This window comes from Nonomuraea sp. NPDC003709 (assembly GCF_040610775.1).
GTDB lineage: Bacteria > Actinomycetota > Actinomycetes > Streptosporangiales > Streptosporangiaceae > Nonomuraea > Nonomuraea angiospora_A.
Genome location: NZ_JBEXMW010000024.1, coordinates 97,898 through 123,251, shown reverse-complemented (window position 1 = coordinate 123,251; position 25,354 = coordinate 97,898). Strand labels below are relative to the sequence as shown.

Genomic DNA, 25,354 nt, shown 5'->3' with positions numbered 1-25,354 from the left:
CCCCTTCGGCGGCGTGGCCGCCCCCTCGTGGGTGTGGGAACTCCGGCCGACGCCCGTGACGGGGCTCTCACACCCCGTCGATGAGGAGGCCCTGACGGGCGCGGGAGTACTCCTCGAAGGAGATGCGGCCGTCACCGTCGGCGTCCACCCGGGAGAAGGCCGCGGCGAGGTCGGTGTCCGCGCGGTTCCAGACGGTGCGGAAATCCTCCACGGTGATCCAGCCGTCGCCGTCGCGGTCCGCGACGGCGAAGGTGGCCCGGGTGATCGGCGCGAGCACGGCTTCGAGCGCGCCTGTGCGTACCAGCGACTCGAAGGACGTGACGTACTCCTCCTTGCTGATCCGCCCGTCGCGGTTGGTGTCGAGGGCCCGGGCGTGGGTGTCCCAGGCGTTGAGGAACGCGTTGACGACCGCCTCGGCCTCGGGCGAGTCCGCGCGCACGCCGGTCTGCTCCAGCCGCCGCTGGGCCAGCGACAGGTAGTCGTATCGGGTCAGGAAGCCGTCGCCGTCGGCGTCCAAGTCCTTGAAGTTGCGCTCCGCGCTCTCGCGGAAGCTGCTCTTCTGCGCCATCATGACTCCGATCAGTTACTCTAAGTAGTCTAACGCTACTTAGCGTAACTCGCACCGGATGTGATGGACAGAAGGCTCACGAAAGAGCGTGTTCGACGGGCGTCCACTCCAGACCGTGCGCCTCGGCCACCGGGCGGCTGGTCAGGTGGCCGTCGTAGGTGCTCAGGCCCAGCGCGAGCGCCGGGTCCTCGCGCATGGCCCGCTTCCAGCCCAGGTCGGCGATGGCCAGCGCGTACGGCAGCGTCACGTTCGTCAGCGCGAACGTCGAGGTGTGCGGCACCGCGCCGGGCATGTTGGCCACGCAGTAGAAGATCGAGTCGTGCACCCGGTACGTGGGCCGCTCGTGCGTGGTCGGCCGGGAGTCCTCGAAGCAGCCGCCCTGGTCGATCGCGATGTCCACCAGCACCGAGCCCGGCTTCATCCGGCTCACGAGGTCGTTGCTCACCAGCGTCGGCGCCTTGGCGCCGGGCACCAGCACCGCGCCGATGACCAGGTCGGCCTCCGTCACCGCCTGCTCGATCTCCAGGGTGTTGGAGGCGACGGTCTGGCAGTGGCCCTGGTAGATCAGGTCGGCCTGGCGCAGCTTGTCGATGTTGTTGTCGAGCAGCAGCACCTCGGCCTGCATGCCGAGGGCGATGGCGGCGGCGTTCATGCCGGACACGCCGGCTCCGATGACCACGACCTGCGCCGCGCGCACGCCGGAGACGCCCCCTATCAGCACGCCCCTGCCGCCTCCCGAGCGCATCAGGTGGTACGCGCCCACCTGCGGCGCCAGCCTGCCCGCCACCTCGGACATGGGCGCGAGCAGCGGCAGCGCCCGGTCGGCCGTCTGGACGGTCTCGTAGGCGACGGCGGTGCTGCCGGAGTCGAGCAGGGCCTGCGTGCAGGGCCTGGACGCGGCCAGGTGCAGGTACGTGAACAGCACCTGCCCCTTGCGCAGCCGGTGGTACTCCTCCGGCACCGGCTCCTTCACCTTCATGACCATGTCGGCGGCCGCCCAGACCTCGTCGGCGTCCGGGACCATGACGGCCCCCGCCGCGGCGAAGTCGTCGTCGGGGATCGCGGAGCCGACGCCCGCCCCCTGTTCCACGAAGACCCGATGCCCGTGGCGCACGAACTCGTGCACTCCGGCCGGGGTAAGGGCCACCCGATATTCGCTGTTCTTGAGCTCTTGCGGAACACCGACTTTCATGGCCGAACTCTTCTCGCTCTTGTGCGCTTACGCCTCCATTCTTCCTCTCTCCCCCGAATAGGTGAGGATTATCGGGCTGATTACCCCGGTGCCGCCGTACCTCGATAGGCTCACCGGCAGTCCGAACGTCAGGATGGGATCGCCATAGATGGACAAGCCGGAAGAGCCGCCGCCCGCGGACCCCGGGGAGCCGAAGGCCAGCAAGGCCACCACCATCTTGCTGATCGTCTCGCTCGTGCTCGTCGTGCTGGTCGCGGGAGTGGTCGGCTCGATCGCCGTCCTGATGACCAAAAATCCCGACACACCGCTCCTGGGTGCCGCGCCGGCGCAGCAACTGGCCGTGCCCATCCACTTCGCCCCCGTACGGGAGGCCAAGACCGCGCCGTGCCCCGGCGCGGAGGCCGTGCTCGACCAGGAGCAGAAGAACTGCTACTTCCTGGAGGACGGCGTCACCGTCGACGCCGTGCAGCGGATCGAGCCGGTGCGCGAGAAGGACGGCCAATACTCCGTGCGCATCGCGATCGCCCCGCGGTTCAGGGAGCGCCTGGTGCAGCTCATCGACGAGCTGGTGCCCGACCAGCGGCAGGTGGCCATCGTGCTGGCCCCCGCGCAGCCTGACGCGCCCAAGGTCGTGCTGGCGGCGCCCGTCGTCACCCAGTACATGGACGGCGACAGCATGAGCATCTCGGGCTTCGAGAAGCAGGAGGCCGACGCGCTGGTGACCCGCCTGCTGGGCACCACGCCGGGCGCGTCCACGCAGCCCACGGACCCCGCCTCGCAGCCGCAGCAGCCCGGCGGCACCCCGCCCCAGAACAACCAGACCCCTCCCGGCCAGCAGAACAACCCTCCGGGCCAGCAGAACACCACCCCCGGCACCGCCACCACCCCGGGCACCAACCCCGCCGCCACGGGCCCCGCCACGGGCCCCGCGTCGGGCCCGCGGCGCACCCCCGACAAGCGCTACGCCAGCTGCAAGGAGGCCGTGGCCGCCGGGGACGGCCCCTACTCCAAGGGCACCCACGAGGAATACTCCTGGTACGTGGACGTCGACGGCAACGGCGTGGCCTGCAACAGCGGCGACATGCGCTAACCGAACAGCTCCTCCAGCCCGTCGATCGCGAAGTAGGCCACGAAGATCAGCGAGACGATCCAGAGCAGCCACGGGATCTCGGAGAAGCGCCCTCTGGCGGCCTTGACGAGGGTGTAGGCGATCACGCCGGCGCCCACCCCGTTCGTGATCGAATAGGTGAACGGCATGAACGCGATCGTCAGGAACGCCGGGATGGCCACGTCCAGCTCGTCCCAGGGCACGTTCCTGCTCTGCATCATCATCAGCGCCCCGACCAGCACCAGCGCGGGCGCGGCAGCGGCGGCGGGCACCACCGAGGCCAGCGGCGTGAACAGCAGCGTCAGCCCCAGCAGCGCGCCGGTCGCCACGCTGGCCAGACCGGTGCGCGCGCCCTCGCCGACGCCCGCGGCGGACTCAACGAAGACGGTGTTCGCCGAGGAGCTCACCGAGCCGCCGATCATGCCCGCCACGCCGTCCACGGTCAGGATGCGGCCCAGCCGGGGCACCTGGCCCCGCTCGTCCACCATCCCGGCCTCGTCGCTCACGCCGATGATCGTGCCCATCGCGTCGAAGAAGCCCGACAGCACCAGCGTGAACAGCACCACGGCCGCCGTCAGCGCCCCCGCCCTGCCGAACCCGCCGAACAGGTCGAACGCGCCCACCAGCCCGAAGTCCGGCGCCGCGACCAGGCGCTCCGGCACGTGCGGCGTGACCACGCCCCACGACCGGGGCGGGACCTTGGCGACCGAGTTGACCAGGATGGCCAGGGCCGCCGTCACGACGATGCTGATCAGGATCGCGGCCGGGGTCCTGCGTACGAACAGGACGATCATCAGGAGCAGGCCGAAGCAGAACACGACGACCGGCCAGCCGACGAGGTGGCCCGTCGCGCCGAGCTGCACGGGCGTGCCGGTGCCCCGCGTCACGAACCCGGAGTCCACCAGCCCGATCAGGGCGATGAACAGCCCGATGCCCACGCTGATGGCGTGTTTGAGCGCGAGCGGGATGGCGTTCATGATCAGCGTGCGCAGGCCCGTCACGGCCAGCACGATGATGACGAAGCCCTCCAGCACCACCAGGCCCATGGCCTGGGCCCACGTCATGTGCGGCGCGGCCTGGTAGGCGACCACCGCGTTGAGGCCGAGCCCGGCGGCCAGGCCGAAGGGCGCGTTGCCGACGAAGGCCATCAGCAGCGTGGAGACGGCCGCGGCGAGCGCGGTGGAGGTGGTGAGCTGGGCGATGGAGAGCCGGGCGCCCGTGACGTCCGTGGCGCCGGCCAGGATGATCGGGTTGAGCAGGATGATGTAGGCCATGGCCACGAACGTGGTGACCCCGCCACGCACCTCGCGGCCGACGGTCGTCCCCCGCCCGGTGAGCTCGAAGAAACGGTCGAGCACCCGCCATCCCCCTTCGCATGATCAAGGGGGATGGCGCATAGCTACCCGGCGGGTGAGGAGATCACGCCTTCTCGTGGCGCCCGTGACCCACGAGCCCCACGAACTCCTCCAGCCCGATCGTCCCGTCGCCGTCGTTGTCGGCCGACTTGATGAACGCCTCGATCTCGCTCTCGGACGCGCCCTGCCCGCCCAGCGCCTCATTGGCCCGGCGGATCTCGTCGGCCGTCAGCAGGCCGTCGCCGTCGGTGTCAAAGCGCCGGAACTCCGCCTCGGCCGCTTCACGAGCGCTTGCCATCGGATACCCCCATTGTCGATCCGTCATCAAACAACGCGATATCTTCTGGCCTAATCGGAACCCGAGTCAACCGCAGCCCGGTCGCGGCCCGCACGGCGGCGGCGACGGCGGGGGTGGAGGAGAGCGTCGGGGGCTCGCCCGCGCCGCGCAACCCGTACGGCGCCGCCGGATCCGCATTTTCCAGGATCTTCATCTGCATCGGCGGCATGTCGAGGATCGTGGGGATGAGGTAGTCCGTGAACGACGGGTTCAGCACCCGGCCGTCGCGAATCTGGATCTCCTCCATGAGCGCCAGCCCGAGCCCCTGCGCGGACCCGCCCTGGATCTGGCCCTCGAGGGCCTGCGGGTTCAGGATGCGGCCCACGTCCTGGACGGCGGCCAGCTCGACCACCTTGACCAGGCCCAGCTCCACGTCCACGTCCACGACGGCCCGGTGCACGCACAGGGCGAGCTGGGTGTGGGAGTCGCCCTGCCCGGTGATCGGGTCCATCGGGTACGTGGGGCGGTGCCGGTACTCGCGCGTCTCCTCGATCGGCCCGAACTTCTCCAGCGCCTCCTCCGGCGGCAGCCCGTTGAAGCGCTTGCGCACCGCCTCGCAGGCGGCCCGCACCGCCCCGCCCGTGACGTACGACTGGCGCGAGGCCGACGACGAGCCGGCCGAGCCGACGGAGGTGTCGGCGGTGGCCACGGTCACGTTCGCGATACCCAGCTCGGTGCGGGCGATCTGGGCCTGGATCGTCACCAGGCCCTGGCCCACCTCGGCGGCGGCCGTGTGCACGGTGACGTGCGGCTCACCGCCCACCAGTTCGGCGCGGACCCTGGCCGTGGAGTAGTCGTCGAAGCCCTCGGAGAAGCAGATGTTCTTGATGCCGACGCCGTAGCCGATGCCGCGGCGCACCGACTCGCCGTGCGTGGTCTGGGACACGCCGCCGGGCATCGACCGCAGGTCGCTGAGGGGTTCCGCCGGCAGTGGCATCGTCTCGAGGTCGCGCAGCATCTCGGCGAGCGGTGCCGGGGAGTCGATCACCTGGCCGGTGATGAGGTGGGAGCCCTGGGAGACGGCGTTGCGCACGCGGATCTCCACGGGAGACAGGCCGCACGCCTCGGCCAGCCGGTCCATCTGCGACTCGTACGCGTAGCACGCCTGGACCGCGCCGAAGCCGCGCATCGCGCCGCACGGCGGGTTGTTGGTGTAGACGCCGGTGGCGTCTATCTGCACGTTCTCCACCTCGTACGGCCCCACGCCCAGCGACGCGGCGTTGCCGACCACGGCGGGGGAGGAGGAGCAGTACGCGCCGCCGTCCAGCAGGATGTCGGCCTTGACGTAGACCAGCTTGCCGTCGCGGGTCGCGCCGTGCTCGTAGCGCATCCGGGCCGGGTGGCGGTGCACGTGGCCGAAGAACGACTCCTCCCGGCCGTACACGATCTTCACGGGCCGGTTCAGCCGCAGCGCCAGCATGCACGCGTGCACCTGCATCGACAGGTCCTCGCGGGCGCCGAACGCGCCGCCGACGCCGGACAGCGTCAGGCGCACCTTGTCCGGGGGCAGGCCGAGGCAGGGGGCGAGCTGGTCGCGGTCCACGTGCAGCCACTGGGTGGCGATGAAGAGGTCGACGCCGCCGTCCTCGGCCGGGACCGCCAGGCCGGACTCGGGGCCGAGGAAGGCCTGGTCCTGCATGCCGACCTCGTACTCGCCGGTGACCACGACCTCGGCCTCGAACGTGTCGCCCCGCCGCACCGGCTGGTGCCGCACGAAACGCCGGGACCGGCGGGGGTCGGTCACGGCCTCGCGCACCTCGTACTCGACCACGATGGCCGCCGCCGCCCTGCGCGCGGTCTCGGGGTGGTCGGCGGCGACCACCGCCACCGGCTCGCCCTGGAAGCGGACCTGGTCGATGGCCAGCACCGGCTGGTCCTTGTGGTCGAGCCCGTAGAACTTCTCGCCCGGCACATCCTCGTGCGTCAGCACGGTCAGCACGCCCGGGATCTTCAGCGCGGGCCCCACGTCGATCGACCGGATCCAGGCCGACGGGTGCGGGCTGCGCAGCGTCGCGCCCCACACCATGCCGTCCAGCCACAGGTCGGAGGCGTAGGCGAACTCGCCGGTCACCTTCAGCGTCGCGTCGGGCCGCCGCGCGCTCTCACCGACCCCCGCGCCGTGCAGGGTCGTGTACGCGGTCTCCGTCATCTTCCGAGTAGAGCACCGCCGCCGCGCCGGATCCTATGCGCGTCGCGTGAAATCCCGGTCAGCGGTTGGCCTCGGCGCCTTGTATATTCCTCCAAGTGCGCATCTCCGACCTGCTGGCCATCGACGAACTGCGCCTGACCCTGCTCGCCGGCGACCCCTCGCGCGAGTTCGGCACCGTGCACATCACCGACCTGCCCGAGCCGGGGCGCTACCTGAGCGGCGGCGAGCTGGTGCTGTCGGGGCTGATGTGGTGGCACGAGCCGGGGGACTCGGTCAGGTTCGTGGCGGCGCTGGTGGAGGCGGGGGTCGCCGCGCTGGGCGCCGGGCAGGCGTGGCTGGGCCACGTCCCGGCCGACCTGGTGGCCGCGTGCGAGGCCGCCGGTCTGCCGCTGGTCGAGGTGCCGACGGAGGTGTCGTTCCGGACGTTGGCGGAGCTGGTCGTGCCGCGGCTGGCCGGCGACGTGCGCGACGCGCTCGGCCGCCACCGCAGGCTGGTCGCGGCCATCGCCGAGGGTGCCGACCTGCGCGAGCTGTTCGCGCTGACCGCCGCCGAGCTGGGCGTCACCGGCGCCGTGCTGTCCGCGTCGGGCGAGGTGATCGTGGGTGCGGCCAGGGATCCCGTACGGCTGGCGAGGGCGTACCTGACGGCGCCGCGGCTGCCCGCGCGCGTCGGCGACCACACGATCTTCGCGGTCGGGCGCGGCCACCGGGCCGCGGGCTGGGCGCTGGCCTGCGACGGCGACCTGATGGGCCGCGCCGACCTGGGCTACGAGCTGGCGTCCTGCGTCGGCCTCGAACGCAACCGCATGGAGGAGGGCCGCCGGGTCGAGCGCCGGCTGGCCGAGCAGCTCATCGTGGCCGCGCTGGCCGAGTCCGACGCGGCCGAGCTCAACGCCAGGCTGCGGACCTGCGGGATCGACGCGGCGCAGCCGTACGCCGTCGTCAACGCCACCGCACCCAGGCAGGGCGCCACCCGCGGCCCCGACCCCGCCACGCTCGGCGGGCAGGTCGTGGAGGAGCTGCTCGGCCGCGAGGTCGTGGCGGCGGCGGGCGCGGACGGCGCGATCGCCGTGGTGCCGCTGCGCGAGCGCACCACGGCTGAGCTGGCCGACCGGCTGCGCGCCGGGGCGCAGGTGCTCGCCGCCCTGCCCGACACCCGCCTGTGCGTCGGCGTGAGCGGCGCGCTGACCGGCGCCGGCGCCGTCAAGGGCGGCGTGGAGGAGGCCGGGCACGCCAGGCGCCTGGCCGAGGCCCGCGCCGGGGGAGTGGTCACCAGCGACGAGATCTACACGCACGCGCTGCTGCTGGCCACGGTGCCGGGAGACGTGCGCCGCTCGTTCACGGCGCGGCTGCTGTCGCCGCTGCTCGACTACGACCGGCGGCACCAGTCCGAGCTGGTGCGCACGCTCGGGATCTTCCTCGACTGCGCCGGCTCGTGGAACGCCTGCGCGGAGCGGCTCCACGTGCACGTGAACACGGTCCGTTACCGAATCCGCAGGATCGAGGAGCTGACCGGCAGGAATCTGGCGACGATGGCCGACCGGGTCGACTTCTTCCTGGCCCTCAGGGACACAGGGCCGCCTCGGTGACCGGGTCATACGGCGTGCGGCGGCGGAGCCACGCGGCCTGATGCGTTGTCGCTGCTCACGATGACCACGGCCGGCGTCGTCCTGCTCGCCGGTTGCGGCACCCCCGCAACCTGCGGGCCGTGCCCTGGAAACAGGGTGCAACTCACTGCGGACCAAGCGATCCTGACGGCGGGGGACGCCGGTGTGATCTTGAGGTCGGGTCAGACCCTGCGTACGGCAGCGGAGCGGCGGGCCTCGTGCACGGCTGCTTGCTCCTGCCTGAGCCGCTGCTCCCAGATGACGTGCCCGAATGCTCCGCCGGACGCGGCCGCCTCGGTGACGTAGGAAAGTGCCCGGTCGAGATCCCCCAGCATCCGGTGCGCGCGTGACAACCCGATCAGGCAGCGGAGGATCCCGACTCGGTAACCATTCGCCGTGAGCAATTCCACGGACTTGTGGAAGTGGTCCATGGCCTCCCGCGGATCGTTCAGGTCGAGATAGACCTCGCCGAGTACGAAACGGATCTGTCCCTCCTGCATCCCGTCTTCCGCCTCCTCGGCGTCGGCAAGGCCCTCGTGCAGTGGCTCGAGCGCCTTTTCCGGATGTCCCGCGCCCACGAGGGCGTTCCCCATGGACATCAGCGCGAAGCGCACCCCCACGCGCGCGTCGATACGCCTGGCCAGGCTGAGCTGGCGCTCCGCCCAGGGCAGCGCCTCCTCAGGGCGTCCCCCCGTGTTATAGGTGTTGGCGAGGTTGCCCAGCGCGCGCATTTCGCTGAGGGCGTCGCCGATCCGCCGGGCGAGCTCCAGTGCGGACAGCTGGTGGGCGACGGCGTCGTCCGTGTGTCCCGTGATGCGCAGGGCGTTGGCGATGTGGCCGTGCGCGATCAGGGCGCTGGCCTCGTCGCCGAGGCGCTCGCTCACCCGCAGCGCCAGTGTGTTCAGCTCGTTCATCTCCACGATGCGACTGCCGCGCGACTGGTGCCAGAGTAGGCCGAATGTGATGTTGACGCCGAGCCGGGCGATCGTGTCGTCGGGGGAGTTGAGCGCCTGGACGGCCGCGGCGGCGAGCACGGCCTCCTCCTCGTGCAGCCACGCCATTGCCTCCTCCGGGCCGGCGACCGAATGCGGGGTCGCGTCGACCGGGGCCGCCAGCCGCATGCGGTGCGGGTCGCTGACGTGGCTGGCCAGGCGCGTGGAGGCGGCGTAGTACGACAGCACGCGGACCAGCGCCGGGTGCGAGTCGGCGGGACGCAGCTCGCCGGCGAAGAGGCGGACGAGGTCGTGCAGCTGGTAGCGGCCGGGGGCGGAGCGATCGAGCAGGTGGGCGTCCACCAGGCGCTCCAGGGCCGCTTCCGCCTCGCCGGACGTGACGCCTGCCAGTGCGCCCGCGGCCTCCGCGGTCATCTCGGGCACGTGCGGGAGTCCCAGCAGCGACAGCATGCGCGCGGCCAGCCGGTCCACGGGGCGCGAGCCGCGTTCGAGCACGGTGTGGCTGGCGGCCAGGCTGGAGTGGACCGCGAGGTCGCCGGCCGCGAGCTCGTGCAGCCGGGTCCGCTCGTCGCTCAGCCGGGAGGCCAGCGCGGACACGCTCCAGTCAGGGCGGCCGGCCAGGCGGGCCCCGGCGATGCGTAAGGCCAGCGGGAGACCATCACACAGGCGGACGAGCCTGGCCGTCTCGCCCGCGTCGGCCGCGATCCGGCTCGCGCCGGCCAGGTTGGCCAGCATCATGGCCGACTCCGCCGACGACATCCTGGCGAGCTCCAGCTGGACGGCGTCCTCGCCCCAGCTCATGGTCTCCCGGCTGGTCACGAGCAGCGTGTTGCCGAGCGAGGCCGACAGCAGCGGCCGGATCTGCGCGAGGTCGGCGGCGTCGTCCAGCACGGCCAGCACCCGCCGGCCGTGCAGGCGGCTGCGCCACGCGGCCGCCGCCTCGTCCAGGTCGGCGGGCACGGCGCTGGGCGGCACGCCGAGCGCGCGCAGGAACCGCCCGAGCACGTCGAGCGGAGTGAGCGCGCGCAGCTTGGGCGTGGCACCCCGGCAGTTGACATAGAGCTGCCCATCGGGGAAGTGGTCCACGGCCAGGTGGGCGACGTAGGCGGCGAGCGCCGACTTGCCGACGCCCGGCGGCCCGGTGATGATCACCAACGGGCTCGGTGAGGTCTGGTCCCGTGGGGTGAGCCGCTCCTTCAGGCGCGTGATCTCCGCGGACCTGCCCACGAACTCTGCCAGCGGGCGGGGCAACTGGTGTGGTGTCTCGTGAGGTGCCACGATGTTGGTGGCGGTTGCCGCGTCGGCTCGCAGCACCATCTCGTGGCATCGGCGCAACCCTTCGCCGGGTGACACGCCGAGTTTCTCGGCGAGCAGCATCCTGCCTTCCTCATAGACCTGCAGCGCCTCGGCCGGGTTGCCCGATTGGAACAGTGCGGTCATGAGCAGCTCGCGGACCAGCTCGCGCAGCGGGTTGCGGCGGGTGAGGTCCCGCAGTTCCTCGGCGATGTCCCGGTGGTGGCCCAGGCGCAGCAGGCTTTCCGCGCGCATTTCCAGGGCGGCGAGCTGGAGCTGCTCCAGGCGCTCGCGCTGCGTCTCCGCGAACGGGCCGGGCAGCCCGCTCAGCGCGGTGCCGCGCCACAGCGCCAGGGCCTCGTCGAGGCGGCGCACGGCCTGGCGGTCGTCGCCGGCGCGCTGGACCCGCCTGGTCTCCTCGACCCACTCGGCGAACAGCAGCGCGTCCACCTGAGCAGGCTCCACCTGTAAGACATAGCCGGCCGGTGTTCCCGCCAGCACCCGCGACGGCTCGCGCCGCCCGCGATCGGGCTCGAAGGCGCGGCGCAGGCCGGCGACATAGGTGTAGACGCTCTGCACGGCATTGCGCGGGGCATTCTCACCCCAGATGCCGGCGATCAACTGGTCCATCGGGACAGGACGAGGCGCCGCCGCGGCCAGGATCGACAGAGCGGTCCGCTGCCTGGCCGGTCCGAGATCGACATGCTCCTCGGCGGTCCCGCGGTGGAGCTCGGCGGACACCTCGCCAAGAAGGCGAACGAAGATCCTCTTGCCCATACGACCTCCTCGACTCGCCCTTGAATCGCGTCAGAAGGGCAGCGTAATCAAGATCGTCGTTCAGTGAAGGCTTGCGGGGCCGCCTGTAGATCGAATGTAGACGTGGCCGATAAATTAGAAACCCGGCTGTGCCGCTGAGCAGCCAGTCACCTGAGCCTGACTGATCAGCGGCTCAGGCAGGGTTGCCCGGACGGCCGATGGCGGGGCTGGGAGCCCCTAACCGGCCGGGCCACGGTACGTCAGGCACGGAGTGCGGTGCGTGCCCGGTTGCCGCCTTGCCTGGCTGGTCACTGCCGCTCAGCAGCAAAAAACCTCTCCCTGCCCAAGGGACAGGGAAGACGCCTCGGCACTTGAGGCCGTAGCATTACCTCCAATGGTTACCGCGGCGGCGATCACGGTAACCAGGACGGACAGGACAATGCGCATGCGCACGGGGGTTCTCCCTAGCCTATGTGAGTTCCTTGGACTTCATCTTCTCAGGGAGCGGCTGCTGTGACCACATCTGACCTAGTCGGACTCCGCATCAAGACGGTTCGGCGGCAACGCGGCCTGTCGCAGGCACAGCTGGCGCACCCCGAGCTGTCGGACAGCTACGTCTCGTTGATCGAGAGCGGAAAGCGTACCCCCACCCCTGCCGTCTTGGAGCTGCTGGCCCAGAAGCTGGACTGCTCGCTGTCCTATCTGATCAACGGCGTCACCGCCGAGCAGATGGAGGACATCGAGCTCGCCCTCGGCTACGCCCGGCTCGCGCTCGAGAACGGCGAAGTCGCCGAGGCCCGCACGCGCTTCGAGGAACTGCTGGGCAACAGCAACCTGACAGGTCTGACCGCACTTCGTCAAGAAGCCGAATTCGGTCTGGCCCTCGCCACCGAGGCCGGGGGCGATCTCGACCGGGCGATCTCGATCATGCTCAAGCTCCGCGAGGACGAGCTTCCCGCCGAGCAGAACATCGAGGTGGCCATCGCGCTGTGCCGCGCCTACCGGGAGCGCGAGCGGCTGAGCGAGGCCGTCGAGGTGGGCGAGCAGATCCTCAGCGGCAAGTCCCGGCAGGGCTGGACCGACCTGCTGGTCGAGCTGGGCGCCACGCTGCTGGCGGCCTATCTGGAGCGCGGCGACATGCTGCGCGCCAGGCAGTTCGCGGCCGAGCTGCTCAACGCGGCCGACGCGCTGGGCACGCCGCGCTCCATCGTCGCGGCCAACTGGAACGCCTCCATCGTCGCCCGCGCCACCGGGCACAACAGCGAGGCGGTGGCCTTCGCCGAGCGGGCCCTGGCCGTGCAGGTGGAGCACGGGCAGCCGCGCAACACCGCGAGGATGCGGCTGCAGTTCGCGCGGACGCGGCTCAGGACCGGCGCGCAGGACGCCGCGACCGTCCGCGACATGCTGCGCACGGTGGTCGCGGAGTTCGAGCAGACCTCGACCAGCACGATCGACCAGGCCATTCTCTACATGGAGCTGGCCAGCGCCGAATACATGACCGGAGACCTCGACCAGGCCGCCGAGCACGCCGTGATCAGCAGAAACCTGCTCCCCGAGTTCGGCCACGTGCTGGGCGCGGAGGCCAGCCTGCTGCTCGGCAGGGTCTACGGCGCGGTCGGCCGGGTGGACGAAGGGCGCCAGCACGCCGCCGCCGTCAAGGGCTGGCTCACGCCGCTGCCCGACTCCCGCCGCTCGGCCCGCACCTGGTACGCCGCCGCCGAGACCATGGAGTTGCTGGGCGAGACGGACGAGGCGGTGGAGGCGTACCAGCGGGCGCTGGCCTGCGCGGGGCTATAGCGAGGTCCGGACCGGGCGGTGGCGTCGGTAGCCTTGGGGGTGCCATGAAGAGATCCCCGCTTGCGGCCCTCGCCGCGACTGCCGCCGCCCTGCTCGTGCTCGTGTTCGGCATGGCGGCTCCCGCGCTGGCGCACGACGCGCTCAAGAGCAGCTCCCCGGCCAAGGACGCCGAGGTCAAGAGCCTCGACGAGGTGCGGCTGGAGTTCACCGCGGGCGTGCGCCTGCCGTTCGTCATCGTACGCGGCCCCGGCGGCGCCGAGCTGCAGAGCGGCAAGCCTGAGGCCGACGGCAAGGTGGTGACCCAGGCGGTCAAGGAGCCGCTGCCCGACGGGAAATACACGATCGCCTACCGGGTCGTGTCGTCCGACGGGCATCCGATCGAGGGCGAGATCCCGTTCAAGGTGAAGGGGGCGCAGACGCCGTCCCCCAGCGCCTCCAGTAGCGCGGCGCCCGCCACCTCGGCACCCGCCACCTCGGCACCCGCCACCTCAGCGCCGGCCACCCAGAACGAGGCGCCGCCCGCGCAGACCTCGCCCGCTACTGATCAGGCCTCGGCCGGCCAGCCGGTGGGCTTCCCCGTCTGGCTCGTCATCGTGATCGGCGCGCTCGTCGGCATCGGTATCGGTTTCCTGCTCAGCGCGCGGAAGAAGAAGCCATGAGCAAGGCGGCGCGGCTCGCGCTCGGCGGGGCGGCGGCCGCGGTCGTCGCCCTGGTCATCGGCATGATCGCCGGCGGCAGGGCGTTCCCCAGGATCATCCCGGGCCTGCCCGACTCCGGCGCGGTCGTCCGATGGGGACTGCCGCTGTCCAAGCTGCTCATGGACGTGGCCGGCGTGACCACCGTGGGCCTGCTGCTCATGGCCGCCGCGCTGCTGCCCAACGACAAGGGCGTGCTCGGCAGGACCGCCGGCCAATACGTCAAGGCCGGCTCGTGGGCGGCCCTCGCCTGGGCCGGCTCGGCCTTCGTGGCCATCGTGTTCAGCACCGCCGAGTCCATCGGCAGGACCGTTCCCCAGATCCTCGACCGCACCTTCCTCACCAGCTACGCCACCCAGACCACGCAGGGCGTGGCGCTCACGCTCGTGGTGCTGTTCGGGGTGGCGATCGCGCTGTTCTCCCGCGGCGCCATCACCGCGGGGGCCGCGGCGGGCCTGCTGGTCTTCGCGCTGGTGACGCTGCTGCCCGCGCCGCTCACCGGCCACACCTCCTCCTCGCCCAACCACGACCTCGCCACGTCGGCGGTCTCGCTCCACCTGCTCGCTCTCGCCCTGTGGGTGGGCGGGCTCGCCGTGCTGGCCATTCACGCGGTCCGCAAGCAGCCGCAGCTCGAGGTGGCCGCGCGCCGGTTCTCCGACATGGCCGTGTGGTGCTACGCCGGGGTGGGGCTGTCCGGCGTGTTCAGCCTGATCGCGCGGCTGGGCGCGGTGTCCGACCTGTGGACCACCCAGTACGGCCTGCTCGCCGTGGTCAAGATCGTGGCGTTCGTGCTGCTCGGCTACGTCGGCTACTGGCACCGCCAGCGCACGCTGGCCGACCTCGACAAGGGCAGGCCGCGCGCGTTCACCCGGCTGGCCGGCGGCGAGATGCTGCTCATGCTGGCCACCATCGGGGTGGCCGTGGCGCTGTCGCGCACGCCGCCGCCCGACTTCAGCGTCCCCGCCGACCGGGCCTTCGAGCTGCTCGGCTTCCCCCTTCCGGCCGAGATCACGCTCGGCAACGTGTTCACCATGTGGTGGTTCGACCTGTTCTTCGCCACGGTCGCCGCCGTGCTGGCCGGGCTCTACGGGTTCGGCGTGTGGCGGCTGCGCAAGCGCGGCGACAAGTGGTCGTGGGGGCGCACGGCCTCCTGGTACGTCGGGGTCGCGCTGCTGGTGTTCGCCACGCAGAGCGGGCTGGCCCGCTACGCCAAGGTCATGTTCGACGTCCACATGATCGAGCACATGACGCTCTCCATGGTCGTGCCGATCTTCCTCGTCATGGGCGGGCCCGTCACGCTGGCCCTGCGCGCGCTCAAGCCCGCCACCCGGCGGGGCGACCGGGGGCCGCGGGAGTGGATCACGACGATCCTGCACAGCCGCTTCACCAAGGTCGTCACGCATCCCGCCATCGCCACGGCCATCTTCATCGCCTCGACGTACGCGCTGTACTTCACGCCGCTCTTCGAGTCGGCCATGGAGGAGCACCTCGGGCACATCTGGATGACCCTCCACTTCCTGCTCAGCGGGTGCCTGTTCTTCTGGGTGATCGTCGGGGTCGACCCCGCGCCCAACCGGCTCCCGTACGTCGGGCGGCTGCTCATGCTCTTCATCACCATGCCGTTCCACGCGTTCTTCGGGGTCGCGTTGATGATGATGGGCACGGTGATCGCCTCCGGCTGGTACGAGCAGCTGGGCCGCACCTGGGGCGCCACGCTGCTGCAGACGCAGCAGGACGGCGGGGCCATCGCCTGGGGCTTCGGCGAGATCCCGACGCTCATCGTGCTGCTGGCCATCGCCATCCAGTGGTATCAGGACGACGAACGGCAGGCGCGGCGCATCGACCGCAAGGCCGACCGCTCAGGCGGCTCAGGGGATTCGGAACTCGACTCCTACAACGCCTACCTCGCCCGTCTCAACCGCGCGGACAAAGGTGAGTGACAAGGTTTCCGGCGAGTAGCCGTTCGGCCATGGCCTTCTATCTTCCCACTACAAGTCTCTGTACCGCCAGGTAGCCTGTCTCCCAGGGGAGACGGGCATAACCCCATGACCAGCGTGCGTAGGCCTTGAGGGGGGACGCGCACCGCCAGGTGAGGGCGCCGGAGTGGGGACCGGCGTGAGCCCGGTGTGCCTAGGAAGGCGAAAGCCATTGTCGGAAGAGACACGGATGCGCGGGGGGCAGAGCCTGGCCGAGGCTCTTGAGAGCTGTCTGGCCGAATGGTCCGAGCGCACGGGGATCGCCGTCGAGACCTGGGCGCTGCCGGCCACCGACGTGTCTTCGCGGGTCTCCAGGGCCGTCATGGCCACGATCGACGAGGCCCTGTCCAACGTCGAGCTGCACAGCCGGGCCCGGACCGTGTCCATCGCCGTGACGGTCTCCAAGAGCGGGCTGCGCATGACGGTCAGCGACAACGGCCAGGGCTTTCACACCGCGGGGGCGGGGAGCGGGATCGCCAGGATGCGGGCCGCCTTCACCGAGCTCGGCGGGAGCCTGTCGGTCAACAGCGTGCTCGGCGAGGGCACGACCGTGACCGGAGTGGTGCCCCGACGCGGCTGAGGGGGGTCAGGAGAGCGTGAGGATCTCGCTGCCCGTATCGGTGACCACGATCGTGTGCTCGAACTGGGCCGTGCGCTTGCGGTCCTTGGTCACGGCCGTCCACTTGTCCGGCCAGATGTCGTACTCGATGGTGCCCAGCGTCAGCATGGGCTCGATCGTGAACGTCATCCCCGGCACCAGCTCCACCCGCAGCGACGGGTCGTCGTAGTGGGGAACCATGAGCCCGGAGTGGAAGCTCGTGCCGATCCCGTGGCCGGTGAAGTCGCGGACGACGCCGTAGCCGAAGCGCTTGGCGTACGCCTCGATGACCCGGCCCACCACGTTGAGCTGCCGCCCCGGCGCGACCGCCCTGATGGCGCGCATCATGGCCTCGCGCGTGCGCTCCACCAGCAGCCGCGACTCCTCGTCGACCTCGCCCACCAGGTAGGTGGCGTCGGTGTCGCCGTGGACGCCGCCGATGTAGGCGGTGATGTCGACGTTGACGATGTCGCCGTCCTGGAGCACGGTGTCGTCGGGGATGCCGTGGCAGATGACCTCGTTGATCGACGTGCACAGCGACTTGGGGTAGCCCTTGTAGCCGAGCGTGCTCGGGTAGGCGCCGTGGTCGACGAGGAACTCGTGGCCGACCCGGTCGAGCTCGTCGGTCGTGACACCGGGCCGGATGTGCTTGGCGACCTCGTCGAGCGCCAGGGCGGCGATCCGGCCGGCCACCCGCATGCGCTCGATGATCTCGGGGCTCTTCACGTCGGATTCGCCGGTCTTGGGGCGCTTCTTGCCGACGTACTCCGGCCGCTCGATGTGGGCGGGGACCTTTCGCATGGGCGAAACTCGCCCGGGCTGGAGCAGTGTCGTCATGAAACATGAGTCTACGGGGCAGAATTGACCCCGTGAGCGAAGGCCAATGGTGGTTCTGTCTCAAGCACATGCGGGTCGAGCCCGAGAAGGGCTGCCCCAACAAGGACCGGATGGGTCCCTACACCTCCGAGCAGGAGGCGGCCGGGGCGCTGCAGCGCGCCGCCGACCGCAACAAGGCCTGGGACGAGGCGGAGAATGACGACGACTAGGGCACGACCGCGTACGCCCTGACCGGGAAGGTTCCCATGCCCGCGACCATCGGGGGCGCGGCGTGGAACCGGAAGCCGTTCTGAGGCAGCGCGGCCAGTCCCGTCAGATGCTCCACCAGCGGGATGCCCGCCTTCAGCAGGATCGTGTGGGCGGGGCGCTCGCCATGCGGCGGGGTGTCGTCGATGTTGAGCGAGTCGATGCCCACCAGCGCCGCCCCCTGGTCGGCCAGCCACTGCGCCGACTCGGGCGCGAGGTAGGGGTGGCCGTGCAGGTAGGCGTCGGTGCCGAAGTGGCGGTCCCAGCCGGTGTGGATCAGCACGGCCCGTCCCCGTACGTCCAGGTCCTCGGCGATCACCACCTCGCGGCCCGTGCCGGCCCGCACCACGAGGCCGGGCAGGTCGGCCAGCTTGCTCACCGGCACCTGTGACAGGTCGGGCCCGTCGGGATAGCGGTGGTACGGGGTGTCGAGGTAGGTGCCGGTGTTGGCGGCGAGCGCGATCGTGGCGATGTGGAACTCCGTGCCCGGCGCGTAGACCTTGCGCGAGTCCTCCCGGCTCAGGTGCACCCCCAGCGTCGGGCCGGGAATGCCGGGATAAGTGACCATTCCGTCAACGATGCGGTGGCTGAGTTCGACGATCACGCGGACGCTCCTACACGTGCGAGCTTGATCAGGGCGAGGACGCCGATGCCCGCCCAGATCAGGTTGAGGCCGGCCGACGGCCAGGCGGAGCTGTAGGCGCTGTTGGCCATGAGCCCGAGCGAGCCGGCGAGGTTCATGAGCTGGTACGCCGCGCCGTCGCCCGGCAACCGGGACTGCGTGACCAGGATGTACCCGGCCAGCAGCAGGGCGGCGCCGATCCAGCCGACGGCGGCGAAGAGGAGGTCCATGGCCGTCATTGTCTGGAGTGATCGTCGTAAAGCGCAAATAAAGAATGCTAAAGGTGCGCGTAAGCTGACCTGCATGGACATCGATCCACGGCGGTTGCGGATCCTGCACGAGGTCGCCCGCCGCGGCGGCGTCATGCGGGCCGCCGAAGCGCTCTATCTGACCCCCTCGGCCGTCTCCCAGCAGCTCGCCCAGCTCGAACGCGAGGTCGGGCTGGCCCTCATCGACCGCTCCCAGCGCAGCGTCTCCCTCACCCCGGCCGGGCGCGTGCTCGCCGGTTACGCCGAGCGGGTGGAGGAGGAGCTGCTGGAGGCCAGGCGCGAGCTCACCCGGTTCACCGAGCGCCTGGCCGGGCCGGTGCGCATCGCCGCCTTCCCCACGGTCATCACGCACGTGCTGGTGCCGGCCATGCGGGACCTGGCCGCACGCCACCCCAAGATCACCCCGGTCATCCACGAGGTCTTCGGCCCGCCCGCGCTGCAGGAGTTGCGCATGGGCGCGGTGGACGTGCTCATCACCGAGCAGGACATGGGCCTGCCCGGGCTGTCGCAGCCGTCACTGAGCGCACGGCTGCTCTACGTGGACGAATACCGCATCGTGCTGCCGCCCGACCAGCCGGACCCGGGGTCGGTCCCCGAGCTGCTGCGGTTGCCCTGGGTGGCCAGCGAGCCGAACCAGGCGTGCGGGCAGGCGCTGGAGCGGCTGGCGGGACTGCACGGGTTCGAGCCGCGCAAGGTGCACGTCATCACGGAGTTCGGGCCCACGCTGTCACTGGTGGCGGCCGGGCACGGGGTGGCGATCGTGCCCGCGCTGGCTCTGCTGGATGTGCCGGAGGGCGAGGTACGGGTGAGCGAGGTGCGTGACGTGGGCGCGCGCCGGCTGGACGCGGTCACGCGGGTGAGCCGTACCCGGTCGGGGGAGCCCGACCCCGTGCAGGCCGTGGTGATCGGCGCGATCGAGGAGGCCACGGCGGCGCTGGAGACGTCCCTGAGCGGCCGCCTGCACAGTGCCCCCAGTGCCACCAGCGCCTCCGAGCCGGAGCGGTCGCGTCCCTAGTCGGCCTGTTGGGGGCCGCTGACCTTGTCGAGCAGGCGGGCCAGGCGCTCGCGCAGGCCGGGGCGGCGTTCGGGCTCTCCGGCCGCCGTGCTCACCAGGTGCTGCGCCCCGTCGAAGGTCACCAGCCCGTCCCGCGGCACCTCGATGCAGTCGTGCGCCAGCCCGGCCAGCTCCCGGTCGCCGCCCTCGATGGCCAGGATGGTCGCCCCCGTGCGCCGGGCGTCGTCCACGCGTTCGAGCAGCGGCACCGGAGCCTCCCGCTCGGCCAGCACGAACAGCGTCTCGCCCCGGGCCGCGCGCTCCAGGCGTTCGATCCCGACGCGCAGGTGGGCGGGCGCGTCGGCGGGCGGCGCCCAGCGCACCAGCGTGGGCGTGAGCTGCGCCATTCCGGAGAACCTGGCCTCGTCGGCGAGGTGCGCGGTCAGGTGCCAGGGCTCCTCGTCGGGGGTGCCCACCAGCAGCAGGCCGCCGGGCGAGCGGGTGGCCCGCAGGGCGACGGCCAGCTCGCGGGCACGTTCGAGCCAGCCGGTCTCGGCCAGGAGCTCACGCAGCAGTGCCACCGATCCTGAGTCCATTTCCCCATGGTGCCTGACGCCGCACGCGCGGGGTGGCTGATTCGGGAGTGATGTGTTGACACGAGGTGCGTTTCCCCGTCATTTCGGGCCTTGACAGGAGGTTACTCCCGGGTAACGATCGGCTCGCGGCGCCGCCGTCCCAAGTATGTGGTCCTCACGGAGAGGGGCGGTACATGTCCTTACGTGTCCGCGTCAGCATGTCCATGGTCCTGTTATTGATCATGTCCCTCATCACGACCCCGGCCCGCGCGGCGACGCCGGGAGACGTGGTCTCCGCCCAGCCCACCACCGTCTACCTCCTGCCGGGCAAGCTCCTGGAGGTTCCGGTCAACGCTTGGCACCTGCTCTACAACTCCACGTCCGCCACCGGCTCGCTCAACACCGTGTCGGGGACGCTGCTCGTGCCCAAGAGCGGCTACCCGCTCGGCGCGCGCCCCATCGTCGGGTACGCCGTCGGCACCCACGGGCTCGGCGACCAGTGCGCCCCCTCGCTCAGCATGAGCCAGGGCCGGGAGGCGGAGCTCGCGCTGGTGAGCCTGTTCCTGCTCAAGGGGTACGCGGTGGCCATGACGGACTACGAGGGGCTCGGCACGCCCGGGCCGCACACGTACATGGCCGGGATCTCGCAGGGGCACGCCGTGCTCGACTCGATCAGGGCGGCCACCCGCGTGTCCGGGGCCGGGCTGTCGAACCGGGCGCCCGTCGCCGTCATGGGCTACTCCCAGGGCGGGGCGTCGGCCGGGTGGGCGGCGCAGCTGCAGCCCTCGTACGCGCCCGAGCTGCGGCTGAAGGGCGTCGCGGCCGGAGGCGTGCCCGCCGACCTGCACGCGGTCGCGGACCATCTGGACGGCGGGTCCGACTTCGGGCTGGCGGCGGCGGCCGGGGTCGGGCTGGACGCGGCCTACCCCGAGCTGAACCTTCAGGCGGACCTCAACGACCGCGGGCGTGCCCTGCTCGCCGACGCGGCCGACGACTGCGTGGGCGACCTCGGCAAGCTGTCCGGGCTGAGCTTCTCCGACCTGAGCCCGATCGACCTGCTCAACCAGCCGAAGTGGCTGGCCCGGCTCGGTGAGAACCGCCTGGGCGCCACGGCTCCGCGGGTGCCGATGTTCCTGTATCACGCGCGGGGGGACCAGATCATCCCGCTGTCCGTGGGCTCGACGCTGCGGTCCGAGTACTGCCGGGCCGGGGTGAACGTCCGGTGGACCGCGCTGCCCGCGCCGGACCACGTCACGGGAGCCGTCGAAGGAGGGCCGCTGGCCATCGAGTGGCTGGCCCTGCGGATCCTCGGGCTGCCCGCGATCGGCAACTGCTAGCCCGTACGCCGGCCGGGCCCGCACGACCGGGCCCGGCCCACCCGGTGGCGGGTACCGGGCGGCCGAGCTGGCATGATCGGGCGTATGACAGATGTGAGCGGGCTTTCCATCGGCATCCTCGGCGGTACCGGTGACCAGGGGAAAGGGCTGGCGCGGCGGTTCGCGCTGGCGGGGCACCGCGTGCTGATCGGGTCGCGTAGCGAGCAGCGCGCCCAGGACGCGGCCGGTGACATCGGGGCGGGTGCGAGCGGGGGCGCGAACGCCGCCGTCGCCGCCGAGGCCGACATCGTGATCGTGGCGGTGCCGTACGAGGGGCACAAGGCGCTGCTGGAGTCCCTGCGGGCCGAGCTGGCCGGGAAGATCGTCGTCGACTGCGTGAACCCGCTCGGGTTCGACAAGCAGGGCGCCTACGCGCTGCCGGTGGAGGAGGGCAGCGCGGCGCAGCAGGCGGCGGCGGTGCTGACCGAGAGCCGGGTGGTGGCCGCCTTCCACCACGTGTCGGCGGTCCTGCTGATGGACCCGGCCGTGGAGAAGGTGGACCTCGACGTGCTGGTGCTCGGCGACGACCGCGAGGCCACCGACACGGTGCAGGCGCTGGCCGAGGTCATCCCGGGCGTGCGCGGCGTGTACGGGGGGCGGCTGCGCAACTCCCACCAGATCGAGGCGCTCACCGCCAACATCATCTCCGTGAACCGCCGCTACAAGGCCCACGCCGGGCTGCGCATCACCGACATCTGACCCGCCCGTCGCAGGGACCTCAGCCCTGGTCGGTGGGACGGGTGTGTCACAGCCAGCCCGCGTCCTCCGCGATGCGGATGGCGTCGATCTTGTTGCGGGCTCCCGTCTTCGTGATCGCCCCCGTCAGGTAGTTGCGCACGGTGCCGGGGGAGAGGTGGAGGCGGGAGGCGATCTCCTCGGCCGAGGCGCCCCGGGCGGCCTCCCTGAGCACGGTGGACTCGCGCGGCGTGAGCGGGCTCTCGCCGTACTGCATGGCCGAGGACACCAGCTCGGAGTCCAGCACGCGCAGGCCGGCGGCGGTGCGCCTGATCGCGTCCGCCAGCCGGTCGCCCGGGGCGTCCTTGACCAGGAACGCCTCGATGCCCACGGCCAGAGCCCGGCGTACGTGGCCCGGCTGCCCCATGGCCGTGAGCACCAGGACGCGGCACGACGGGAGGCGCTCCAGCAGCGTGGCGGCGGCGGTGATGCCGTCCACCACCGGCAGGTCGATGTCCACGACCGCGACGTCGGGCCGTACCCGCAGGGCCTCGGGCACGATCTCGTCGCCCCGGGTCACCTCGGCGACCACCTCGATGTCCTGCTCCAGGCGGAGGAGGGCGGTGAGGGCGGCGCGGATCATGTGCATGTCCTCGGCCAGCAGCACCTTGATCACGCCGCGACCTCCATCGCTAGGAGGAAGCCGCCGGCGCCGGTCCGGGCCGCGGTGCACGAGCCGCCCGCCTGGGCCGCGCGTTCCGCCAGCCCCGTGAGGCCCCCGCCGTCGGGGCCGGGCTCGGCGAGGACGCCGTCGTTGGCCACCTCCAGCCGGAGCGTGCCGCCGTTCACGGACGTGGTGATCGTGCAGGTCGTCGCGCGGCTGTGGCGCAGGACGTTGGTGACGGCCTCGCGTACGGCCCACGCCAGCGCCTCCTCCGAGCGGCCCGGCAGCGTCACGTCCGCCAGGTGCGCCTGCACGCCGACCCCCGACGACTCCAGCAGCGCCACCGCCCGGTTCACCTCGCCGGCCAGCGACAGGGCCCGGTAACCCCTGGCGACGTGGCGTACGTCCTGGGCCGCCTCCCTGGCCACCTGCACCAGCTCGCCCACCTCTGTCCGGGCGGCGGCCGGGTCGCGCTCCATGAGCCGGGAGGCCAGGTCTCCCTTGAGCGCGATCGCGGTCAGGCTGCGCCCGAGGCCGTCGTGCAGGTCGCGGGAGATGCGCAGGCGCTCCCTGAGCACCGCCGCGTCCGCCAGCTCGGCCCTGGCCTCCTCCAGGTCGGCCGCCACCCGCGTGAACCGCACCAGCGCGTAGATCATGGCCCCCGTCGTCGGCACGGTGACCACGTAGAAGAGGGTGACGATGTACGGGACCCCGCCCAACCACAGGACGGTGCCCTCGTACAGCATCATCAGCACCACCAGCGCCCCGCCCCAGCCCAGTGGCAGGAACACCAGCAGCGTCCCGGCCAGCATCGGCGCCGTCACCCCCGACATGCCGCCGGGCAGCAGGTCGGGCAGGTACGTGACGACCGCCTGGAGCACGATCGTGAGCGGGTAGGCGGGCGGGCGCTCGCCGCGCAGCCCGGCCCGCATGTTCAGGTAGTGCGTGGAGATCACGGCGAGCGTGGCGACCGCGGCCAGGACGCCGTAGCCGGGGCCGTGCAGGAAGTAGGTGAGCGCGAGCAGCGAGTACGCGGCCGAGACGGCGGTGATGAGGCCGGTCGCGAGCCGCCTGGCCGAGGAGGAGACCACAGGCAACGTTATCTCTATGATCGGCGTGGTTCCCAGCGGAACCACAGCCGGAGCGCGACGAGCCCGACAGCCGTCCAGGCGGCCAGGATCAGGGCGGGCACGGCCAGGTCGCCGGTCTTGACGGCGTTCACGACGGCGCTGGTGGGCAGCAGGTCCAGGGCCGGCCGCAGCCACGAGGGCAGCGGGATCGGGCCCATCGCGCCCGCGGAGACCCCCGCCACCAGGAAGACGGGCATGGTGAACGCGGCGGCCAGCTCGGCGCGCGGGATGGCGGCCGTGTACGCGGCGCCGAGCAGCGACAGCACCGCCGACCCCGCCACCGTGATCGCGGCGAACCCCAGCGGGTCGTCCGGGAGCGGCACGCCGGCCACCACCCGCACGGCCACCGTGCTGAGCGCGATCATGGCAATGGTCTGCGTGGCCGTGCTGGCGATCTGGCCGAGCAGGATCTGCCCGTCCGTCAGCCGGCTCGCCCGCAGGCGCTTGAGCACGAGCTGGTCGCGGCGGGTGGCCAGGGCGACGGCGACGTTCATGAACGCGGTGATCGCCAGCAGCACCGAGATCGTGCTCTGGAAGATCGCGGCGGCGGCGGAGGGACCGACCACGTTCCTCATGAGCAGCGGCATCCCCACGGCCAGCCCGACAGGGGTCACCACGGAGGCGAACAGCATGGACCTGTCCCGCCAGAACAGGCGCGTGCCGAGGCGGTAGGTGGCGGTCAGGCTCATCGGGCGCTCTCCAGGAAGAGGTCTTCGAGGGTGGCGGCGCGGACCTCCAGGCCCGACAGGCGCAGGCCGCGCCCGGCCGCCCAGGTCAGCAGCGTCTGCGCGGCCAGGTCGGGGTCGTCGGCGCGGCAGACGGCCGTCTCGCCCTCCATGGTGACCGGCAGCGGCAGATCGGCCGGGTCGACGTCCGCGGGCAGCCGGAACGCCACCCGCCCCGACCGGGCGGCCAGGGTCTCGGCCATGTCGCCGGACGCGACGATCTCGCCGGCGTCCAGGATGGCCATGGCCGTGGCCAGGCGCTGTGCCTCCTCCAGGTAGTGCGTGGTCAGCAGGATCGTGGTGCCCTGCCTGGCCAGGTCGCGGACGACGGTCCAGGTGTTGCTGCGGGCCTCGGGGTCCATGCCGGTGGTCGGCTCGTCGAGGAACAGCACGTCGGGGCGGCCCAGCAGGGCCAGCGCCAGGTCGAGCCGGCGCTTCTCGCCGCCGGACAGCTGGCGCACCTTGGTGCTCCGCCTGTCCGCCAGCCCGGCCAGCTCCAGCACCTCGTCGCGGGGACGGGGCGCGGCGGTGAAGTCGCGCCAGGTGTCGACGGTCTGGGCCACCGTCAGATCAGGGAAGAACCCGGCCTCCTGCAGCATGATCCCGGTGCGCTGCCTGACGGCCGCGCGGTCGGTGTACGGGTCGAGGCCGAGCACGCGCACGGTCCCGCCGTCGGCCCGCTGGAAGCCCGCCAGCACCTCGACCGCGGTGGTCTTGCCCGCGCCGTTCCTGCCGAGGAGCGCGAAGATCTGCCCCTGCGCAACCTCGAACGAGATGCCCTTCACCGCCTCGAACCCCTGGTGGCTCTTCCTGAGCCCGGTCACTTCGATCGCTGTCATGCGTACGAGTGTTTCCGG

At 71.6% G+C, this 25,354-nt stretch carries 24 protein-coding genes; 10 read left to right on the top strand and 14 right to left on the bottom strand.

The features are described 5' to 3' along the window. Window positions 1-67: 67 nt before the first annotated feature. Together ABZX61_RS50390 and ald are read right to left on the bottom strand one after the other, a co-directional pair. Window positions 68-571, bottom strand: a complete 504-nt coding sequence (locus ABZX61_RS50390) for an EF-hand domain-containing protein (protein WP_355206326.1) — start codon at window positions 569-571, stop codon at window positions 68-70. A gap of 73 nt (window positions 572-644) precedes the next feature. Beyond that, on the bottom strand, window positions 645-1,760 hold the full coding sequence (gene ald, locus ABZX61_RS50385) for an alanine dehydrogenase (protein ID WP_355206323.1): 1,116 nt from the start codon (window positions 1,758-1,760) through the stop codon (window positions 645-647). A 148-nt stretch (window positions 1,761-1,908) separates the two neighbouring features. Between ald and ABZX61_RS50380 the strand changes: the two genes are divergently transcribed. Next, window positions 1,909-2,850, top strand: a complete 942-nt coding sequence (locus ABZX61_RS50380; RefSeq protein ID WP_355206320.1) for an excalibur calcium-binding domain-containing protein — start codon at window positions 1,909-1,911, stop codon at window positions 2,848-2,850. Here ABZX61_RS50380 and ABZX61_RS50375 read toward each other — a convergent pair. The 3 genes from ABZX61_RS50375 to ABZX61_RS50365 all read right to left on the bottom strand — a co-directional run bounded on the left by ABZX61_RS50375 (window position 2,847) and on the right by ABZX61_RS50365 (window position 6,709). Next, window positions 2,847-4,226: an NCS2 family permease gene (locus ABZX61_RS50375; protein WP_355206317.1), complete on the bottom strand. Its 1,380-nt coding sequence runs from the start codon at window positions 4,224-4,226 to the stop codon at window positions 2,847-2,849. The two genes, ABZX61_RS50380 and ABZX61_RS50375, sit on opposite strands and share 4 nt — an antisense overlap. 61 nt (window positions 4,227-4,287) lie before the next feature. Then, window positions 4,288-4,521 carry an EF-hand domain-containing protein gene (locus tag ABZX61_RS50370; protein WP_355206314.1) on the bottom strand — a complete coding sequence of 78 codons (234 nt, stop codon included), beginning with the start codon at window positions 4,519-4,521 and terminating at the stop codon, window positions 4,288-4,290. After that, a complete protein-coding gene (locus ABZX61_RS50365) occupies window positions 4,505-6,709 on the bottom strand; it encodes a molybdopterin cofactor-binding domain-containing protein (RefSeq protein WP_355206311.1) in 2,205 nt (734 codons plus the stop codon). Before ABZX61_RS50365 ends, ABZX61_RS50370 begins: the two co-directional genes overlap by 17 nt. A gap of 95 nt (window positions 6,710-6,804) precedes the next feature. Between ABZX61_RS50365 and ABZX61_RS50360 the strand changes: the two genes are divergently transcribed. Further along, the gene (locus tag ABZX61_RS50360; protein ID WP_355206309.1) at window positions 6,805-8,298 is read left to right on the top strand and encodes a PucR family transcriptional regulator; all 1,494 of its coding nucleotides are present in this window, start codon (window positions 6,805-6,807) and stop codon (window positions 8,296-8,298) included. Between the two features lie 200 nt (window positions 8,299-8,498). On the opposite strand, the gene ABZX61_RS50355 is transcribed toward ABZX61_RS50360, so the two are convergent. After that, a complete protein-coding gene (locus ABZX61_RS50355) occupies window positions 8,499-11,339 on the bottom strand; it encodes a BTAD domain-containing putative transcriptional regulator (protein WP_355206306.1) in 2,841 nt (946 codons plus the stop codon). Window positions 11,340-11,831: 492 nt separating this feature from the next. Here ABZX61_RS50355 and ABZX61_RS50350 point away from each other — a divergent pair, with 492 nt between their 5' ends. The 4 genes from ABZX61_RS50350 (at window position 11,832) to ABZX61_RS50335 (ending at window position 16,366) form a co-directional block, all read left to right on the top strand. Further along, window positions 11,832-13,115 (top strand): tetratricopeptide repeat protein, encoded by a 1,284-nt coding sequence (locus ABZX61_RS50350; protein ID WP_355206303.1) that lies wholly within the window; start codon window positions 11,832-11,834, stop codon window positions 13,113-13,115. Window positions 13,116-13,159: 44 nt separating this feature from the next. Continuing rightward, window positions 13,160-13,774 carry a copper resistance CopC family protein gene (locus ABZX61_RS50345; protein WP_355206300.1) on the top strand — a complete coding sequence of 205 codons (615 nt, stop codon included), beginning with the start codon at window positions 13,160-13,162 and terminating at the stop codon, window positions 13,772-13,774. Then, window positions 13,771-15,750 (top strand): cytochrome c oxidase assembly protein, encoded by a 1,980-nt coding sequence (locus ABZX61_RS50340; protein WP_355206298.1) that lies wholly within the window; start codon window positions 13,771-13,773, stop codon window positions 15,748-15,750. The genes ABZX61_RS50345 and ABZX61_RS50340 overlap by 4 nt, the downstream gene beginning before the upstream one ends. A gap of 226 nt (window positions 15,751-15,976) precedes the next feature. Beyond that, window positions 15,977-16,366 (top strand): ATP-binding protein, encoded by a 390-nt coding sequence (locus tag ABZX61_RS50335; protein WP_350728705.1) that lies wholly within the window; start codon window positions 15,977-15,979, stop codon window positions 16,364-16,366. Between the two features lie 6 nt (window positions 16,367-16,372). Here the strand turns inward: ABZX61_RS50335 and map are convergent, their stop codons facing one another. Continuing rightward, complete coding sequence (map, locus tag ABZX61_RS50330) at window positions 16,373-17,221, bottom strand: type I methionyl aminopeptidase (RefSeq protein WP_355206296.1); 849 nt, start codon at window positions 17,219-17,221, stop codon at window positions 16,373-16,375. A gap of 32 nt (window positions 17,222-17,253) precedes the next feature. Between map and ABZX61_RS50325 the strand changes: the two genes are divergently transcribed. Further along, entirely contained in the window at window positions 17,254-17,430 is a 177-nt protein-coding gene (locus ABZX61_RS50325; RefSeq protein ID WP_355206534.1) for a hypothetical protein, read from the top strand. Here the strand turns inward: ABZX61_RS50325 and ABZX61_RS50320 are convergent. Continuing rightward, the gene (locus ABZX61_RS50320; protein ID WP_355206293.1) at window positions 17,427-18,071 is read right to left on the bottom strand and encodes a cyclase family protein; all 645 of its coding nucleotides are present in this window, start codon (window positions 18,069-18,071) and stop codon (window positions 17,427-17,429) included. The genes ABZX61_RS50325 and ABZX61_RS50320 overlap by 4 nt on opposite strands. After that, entirely contained in the window at window positions 18,068-18,319 is a 252-nt protein-coding gene (locus tag ABZX61_RS50315) for a hypothetical protein (protein ID WP_350728712.1), read from the bottom strand. Before ABZX61_RS50315 ends, ABZX61_RS50320 begins: the two co-directional genes overlap by 4 nt. 73 nt (window positions 18,320-18,392) lie before the next feature. Here ABZX61_RS50315 and ABZX61_RS50310 point away from each other — a divergent pair, with 73 nt between their 5' ends. Further along, complete coding sequence (locus ABZX61_RS50310; RefSeq protein WP_355206290.1) at window positions 18,393-19,373, top strand: LysR family transcriptional regulator; 981 nt, start codon at window positions 18,393-18,395, stop codon at window positions 19,371-19,373. Here the strand turns inward: ABZX61_RS50310 and ABZX61_RS50305 are convergent. Beyond that, entirely contained in the window at window positions 19,370-19,948 is a 579-nt protein-coding gene (locus ABZX61_RS50305; RefSeq protein ID WP_355206287.1) for a hypothetical protein, read from the bottom strand. The genes ABZX61_RS50310 and ABZX61_RS50305 overlap by 4 nt on opposite strands. Window positions 19,949-20,121: 173 nt before the next feature. On the opposite strand from ABZX61_RS50305, the gene ABZX61_RS50300 reads away from it, so the two are divergent. Continuing rightward, window positions 20,122-21,264 carry a lipase family protein gene (locus tag ABZX61_RS50300; RefSeq protein WP_350728717.1) on the top strand — a complete coding sequence of 381 codons (1,143 nt, stop codon included), beginning with the start codon at window positions 20,122-20,124 and terminating at the stop codon, window positions 21,262-21,264. Window positions 21,265-21,348: 84 nt separating this feature from the next. Then, window positions 21,349-22,002 (top strand): NADPH-dependent F420 reductase, encoded by a 654-nt coding sequence (npdG, locus tag ABZX61_RS50295; RefSeq protein ID WP_185072761.1) that lies wholly within the window; start codon window positions 21,349-21,351, stop codon window positions 22,000-22,002. A 46-nt stretch (window positions 22,003-22,048) separates the two neighbouring features. Here npdG and ABZX61_RS50290 read toward each other — a convergent pair whose 3' ends face one another. Genes ABZX61_RS50290 through ABZX61_RS50275 form a run of 4 tightly spaced genes read right to left on the bottom strand, consistent with a single transcriptional unit; the run spans window position 22,049 to window position 25,336 of the window. Beyond that, window positions 22,049-22,654: a response regulator transcription factor gene (locus ABZX61_RS50290; protein WP_350728719.1), complete on the bottom strand. Its 606-nt coding sequence runs from the start codon at window positions 22,652-22,654 to the stop codon at window positions 22,049-22,051. Further along, window positions 22,651-23,733, bottom strand: a complete 1,083-nt coding sequence (locus tag ABZX61_RS50285) for a sensor histidine kinase (protein ID WP_355206526.1) — start codon at window positions 23,731-23,733, stop codon at window positions 22,651-22,653. Before ABZX61_RS50285 ends, ABZX61_RS50290 begins: the two co-directional genes overlap by 4 nt. A 14-nt stretch (window positions 23,734-23,747) precedes the next feature. Then, a complete protein-coding gene (locus ABZX61_RS50280) occupies window positions 23,748-24,461 on the bottom strand; it encodes an ABC transporter permease (protein WP_355206283.1) in 714 nt (237 codons plus the stop codon). After that, a complete protein-coding gene (locus ABZX61_RS50275) occupies window positions 24,458-25,336 on the bottom strand; it encodes an ABC transporter ATP-binding protein (RefSeq protein WP_355206280.1) in 879 nt (292 codons plus the stop codon). Before ABZX61_RS50275 ends, ABZX61_RS50280 begins: the two co-directional genes overlap by 4 nt. Between the last annotated feature and the right edge of the window lie 18 nt (window positions 25,337-25,354).

What these genes read in the sequence shown, in the direction of transcription:
- ABZX61_RS50310 (WP_355206290.1), top strand. Translation starts at nt 18,393, where the DNA reads ATGGACATCGATCCACGGCGGTTGCGGATCCTGCACGAGGTCGCCCGC.
- ABZX61_RS50315 (WP_350728712.1), bottom strand. Translation starts at nt 18,319, where the DNA reads ATGGACCTCCTCTTCGCCGCCGTCGGCTGGATCGGCGCCGCCCTGCTG.
- npdG (WP_185072761.1), top strand. Translation starts at nt 21,349, where the DNA reads ATGACAGATGTGAGCGGGCTTTCCATCGGCATCCTCGGCGGTACCGGT.
- ABZX61_RS50275 (WP_355206280.1), bottom strand. Translation starts at nt 25,336, where the DNA reads ATGACAGCGATCGAAGTGACCGGGCTCAGGAAGAGCCACCAGGGGTTC.
- ABZX61_RS50335 (WP_350728705.1), top strand. Translation starts at nt 15,977, where the DNA reads ATGCGCGGGGGGCAGAGCCTGGCCGAGGCTCTTGAGAGCTGTCTGGCC.
- ABZX61_RS50345 (WP_355206300.1), top strand. Translation starts at nt 13,160, where the DNA reads ATGAAGAGATCCCCGCTTGCGGCCCTCGCCGCGACTGCCGCCGCCCTG.
- ABZX61_RS50365 (WP_355206311.1), bottom strand. Translation starts at nt 6,709, where the DNA reads ATGACGGAGACCGCGTACACGACCCTGCACGGCGCGGGGGTCGGTGAG.
- ald (WP_355206323.1), bottom strand. Translation starts at nt 1,760, where the DNA reads ATGAAAGTCGGTGTTCCGCAAGAGCTCAAGAACAGCGAATATCGGGTG.
- ABZX61_RS50340 (WP_355206298.1), top strand. Translation starts at nt 13,771, where the DNA reads ATGAGCAAGGCGGCGCGGCTCGCGCTCGGCGGGGCGGCGGCCGCGGTC.
- ABZX61_RS50380 (WP_355206320.1), top strand. Translation starts at nt 1,909, where the DNA reads ATGGACAAGCCGGAAGAGCCGCCGCCCGCGGACCCCGGGGAGCCGAAG.
- ABZX61_RS50280 (WP_355206283.1), bottom strand. Translation starts at nt 24,461, where the DNA reads ATGAGCCTGACCGCCACCTACCGCCTCGGCACGCGCCTGTTCTGGCGG.
- ABZX61_RS50355 (WP_355206306.1), bottom strand. Translation starts at nt 11,339, where the DNA reads ATGGGCAAGAGGATCTTCGTTCGCCTTCTTGGCGAGGTGTCCGCCGAG.
- ABZX61_RS50370 (WP_355206314.1), bottom strand. Translation starts at nt 4,521, where the DNA reads ATGGCAAGCGCTCGTGAAGCGGCCGAGGCGGAGTTCCGGCGCTTTGAC.
- map (WP_355206296.1), bottom strand. Translation starts at nt 17,221, where the DNA reads ATGACGACACTGCTCCAGCCCGGGCGAGTTTCGCCCATGCGAAAGGTC.
- ABZX61_RS50305 (WP_355206287.1), bottom strand. Translation starts at nt 19,948, where the DNA reads ATGGACTCAGGATCGGTGGCACTGCTGCGTGAGCTCCTGGCCGAGACC.
- ABZX61_RS50300 (WP_350728717.1), top strand. Translation starts at nt 20,122, where the DNA reads ATGTCCTTACGTGTCCGCGTCAGCATGTCCATGGTCCTGTTATTGATC.
- ABZX61_RS50390 (WP_355206326.1), bottom strand. Translation starts at nt 571, where the DNA reads ATGATGGCGCAGAAGAGCAGCTTCCGCGAGAGCGCGGAGCGCAACTTC.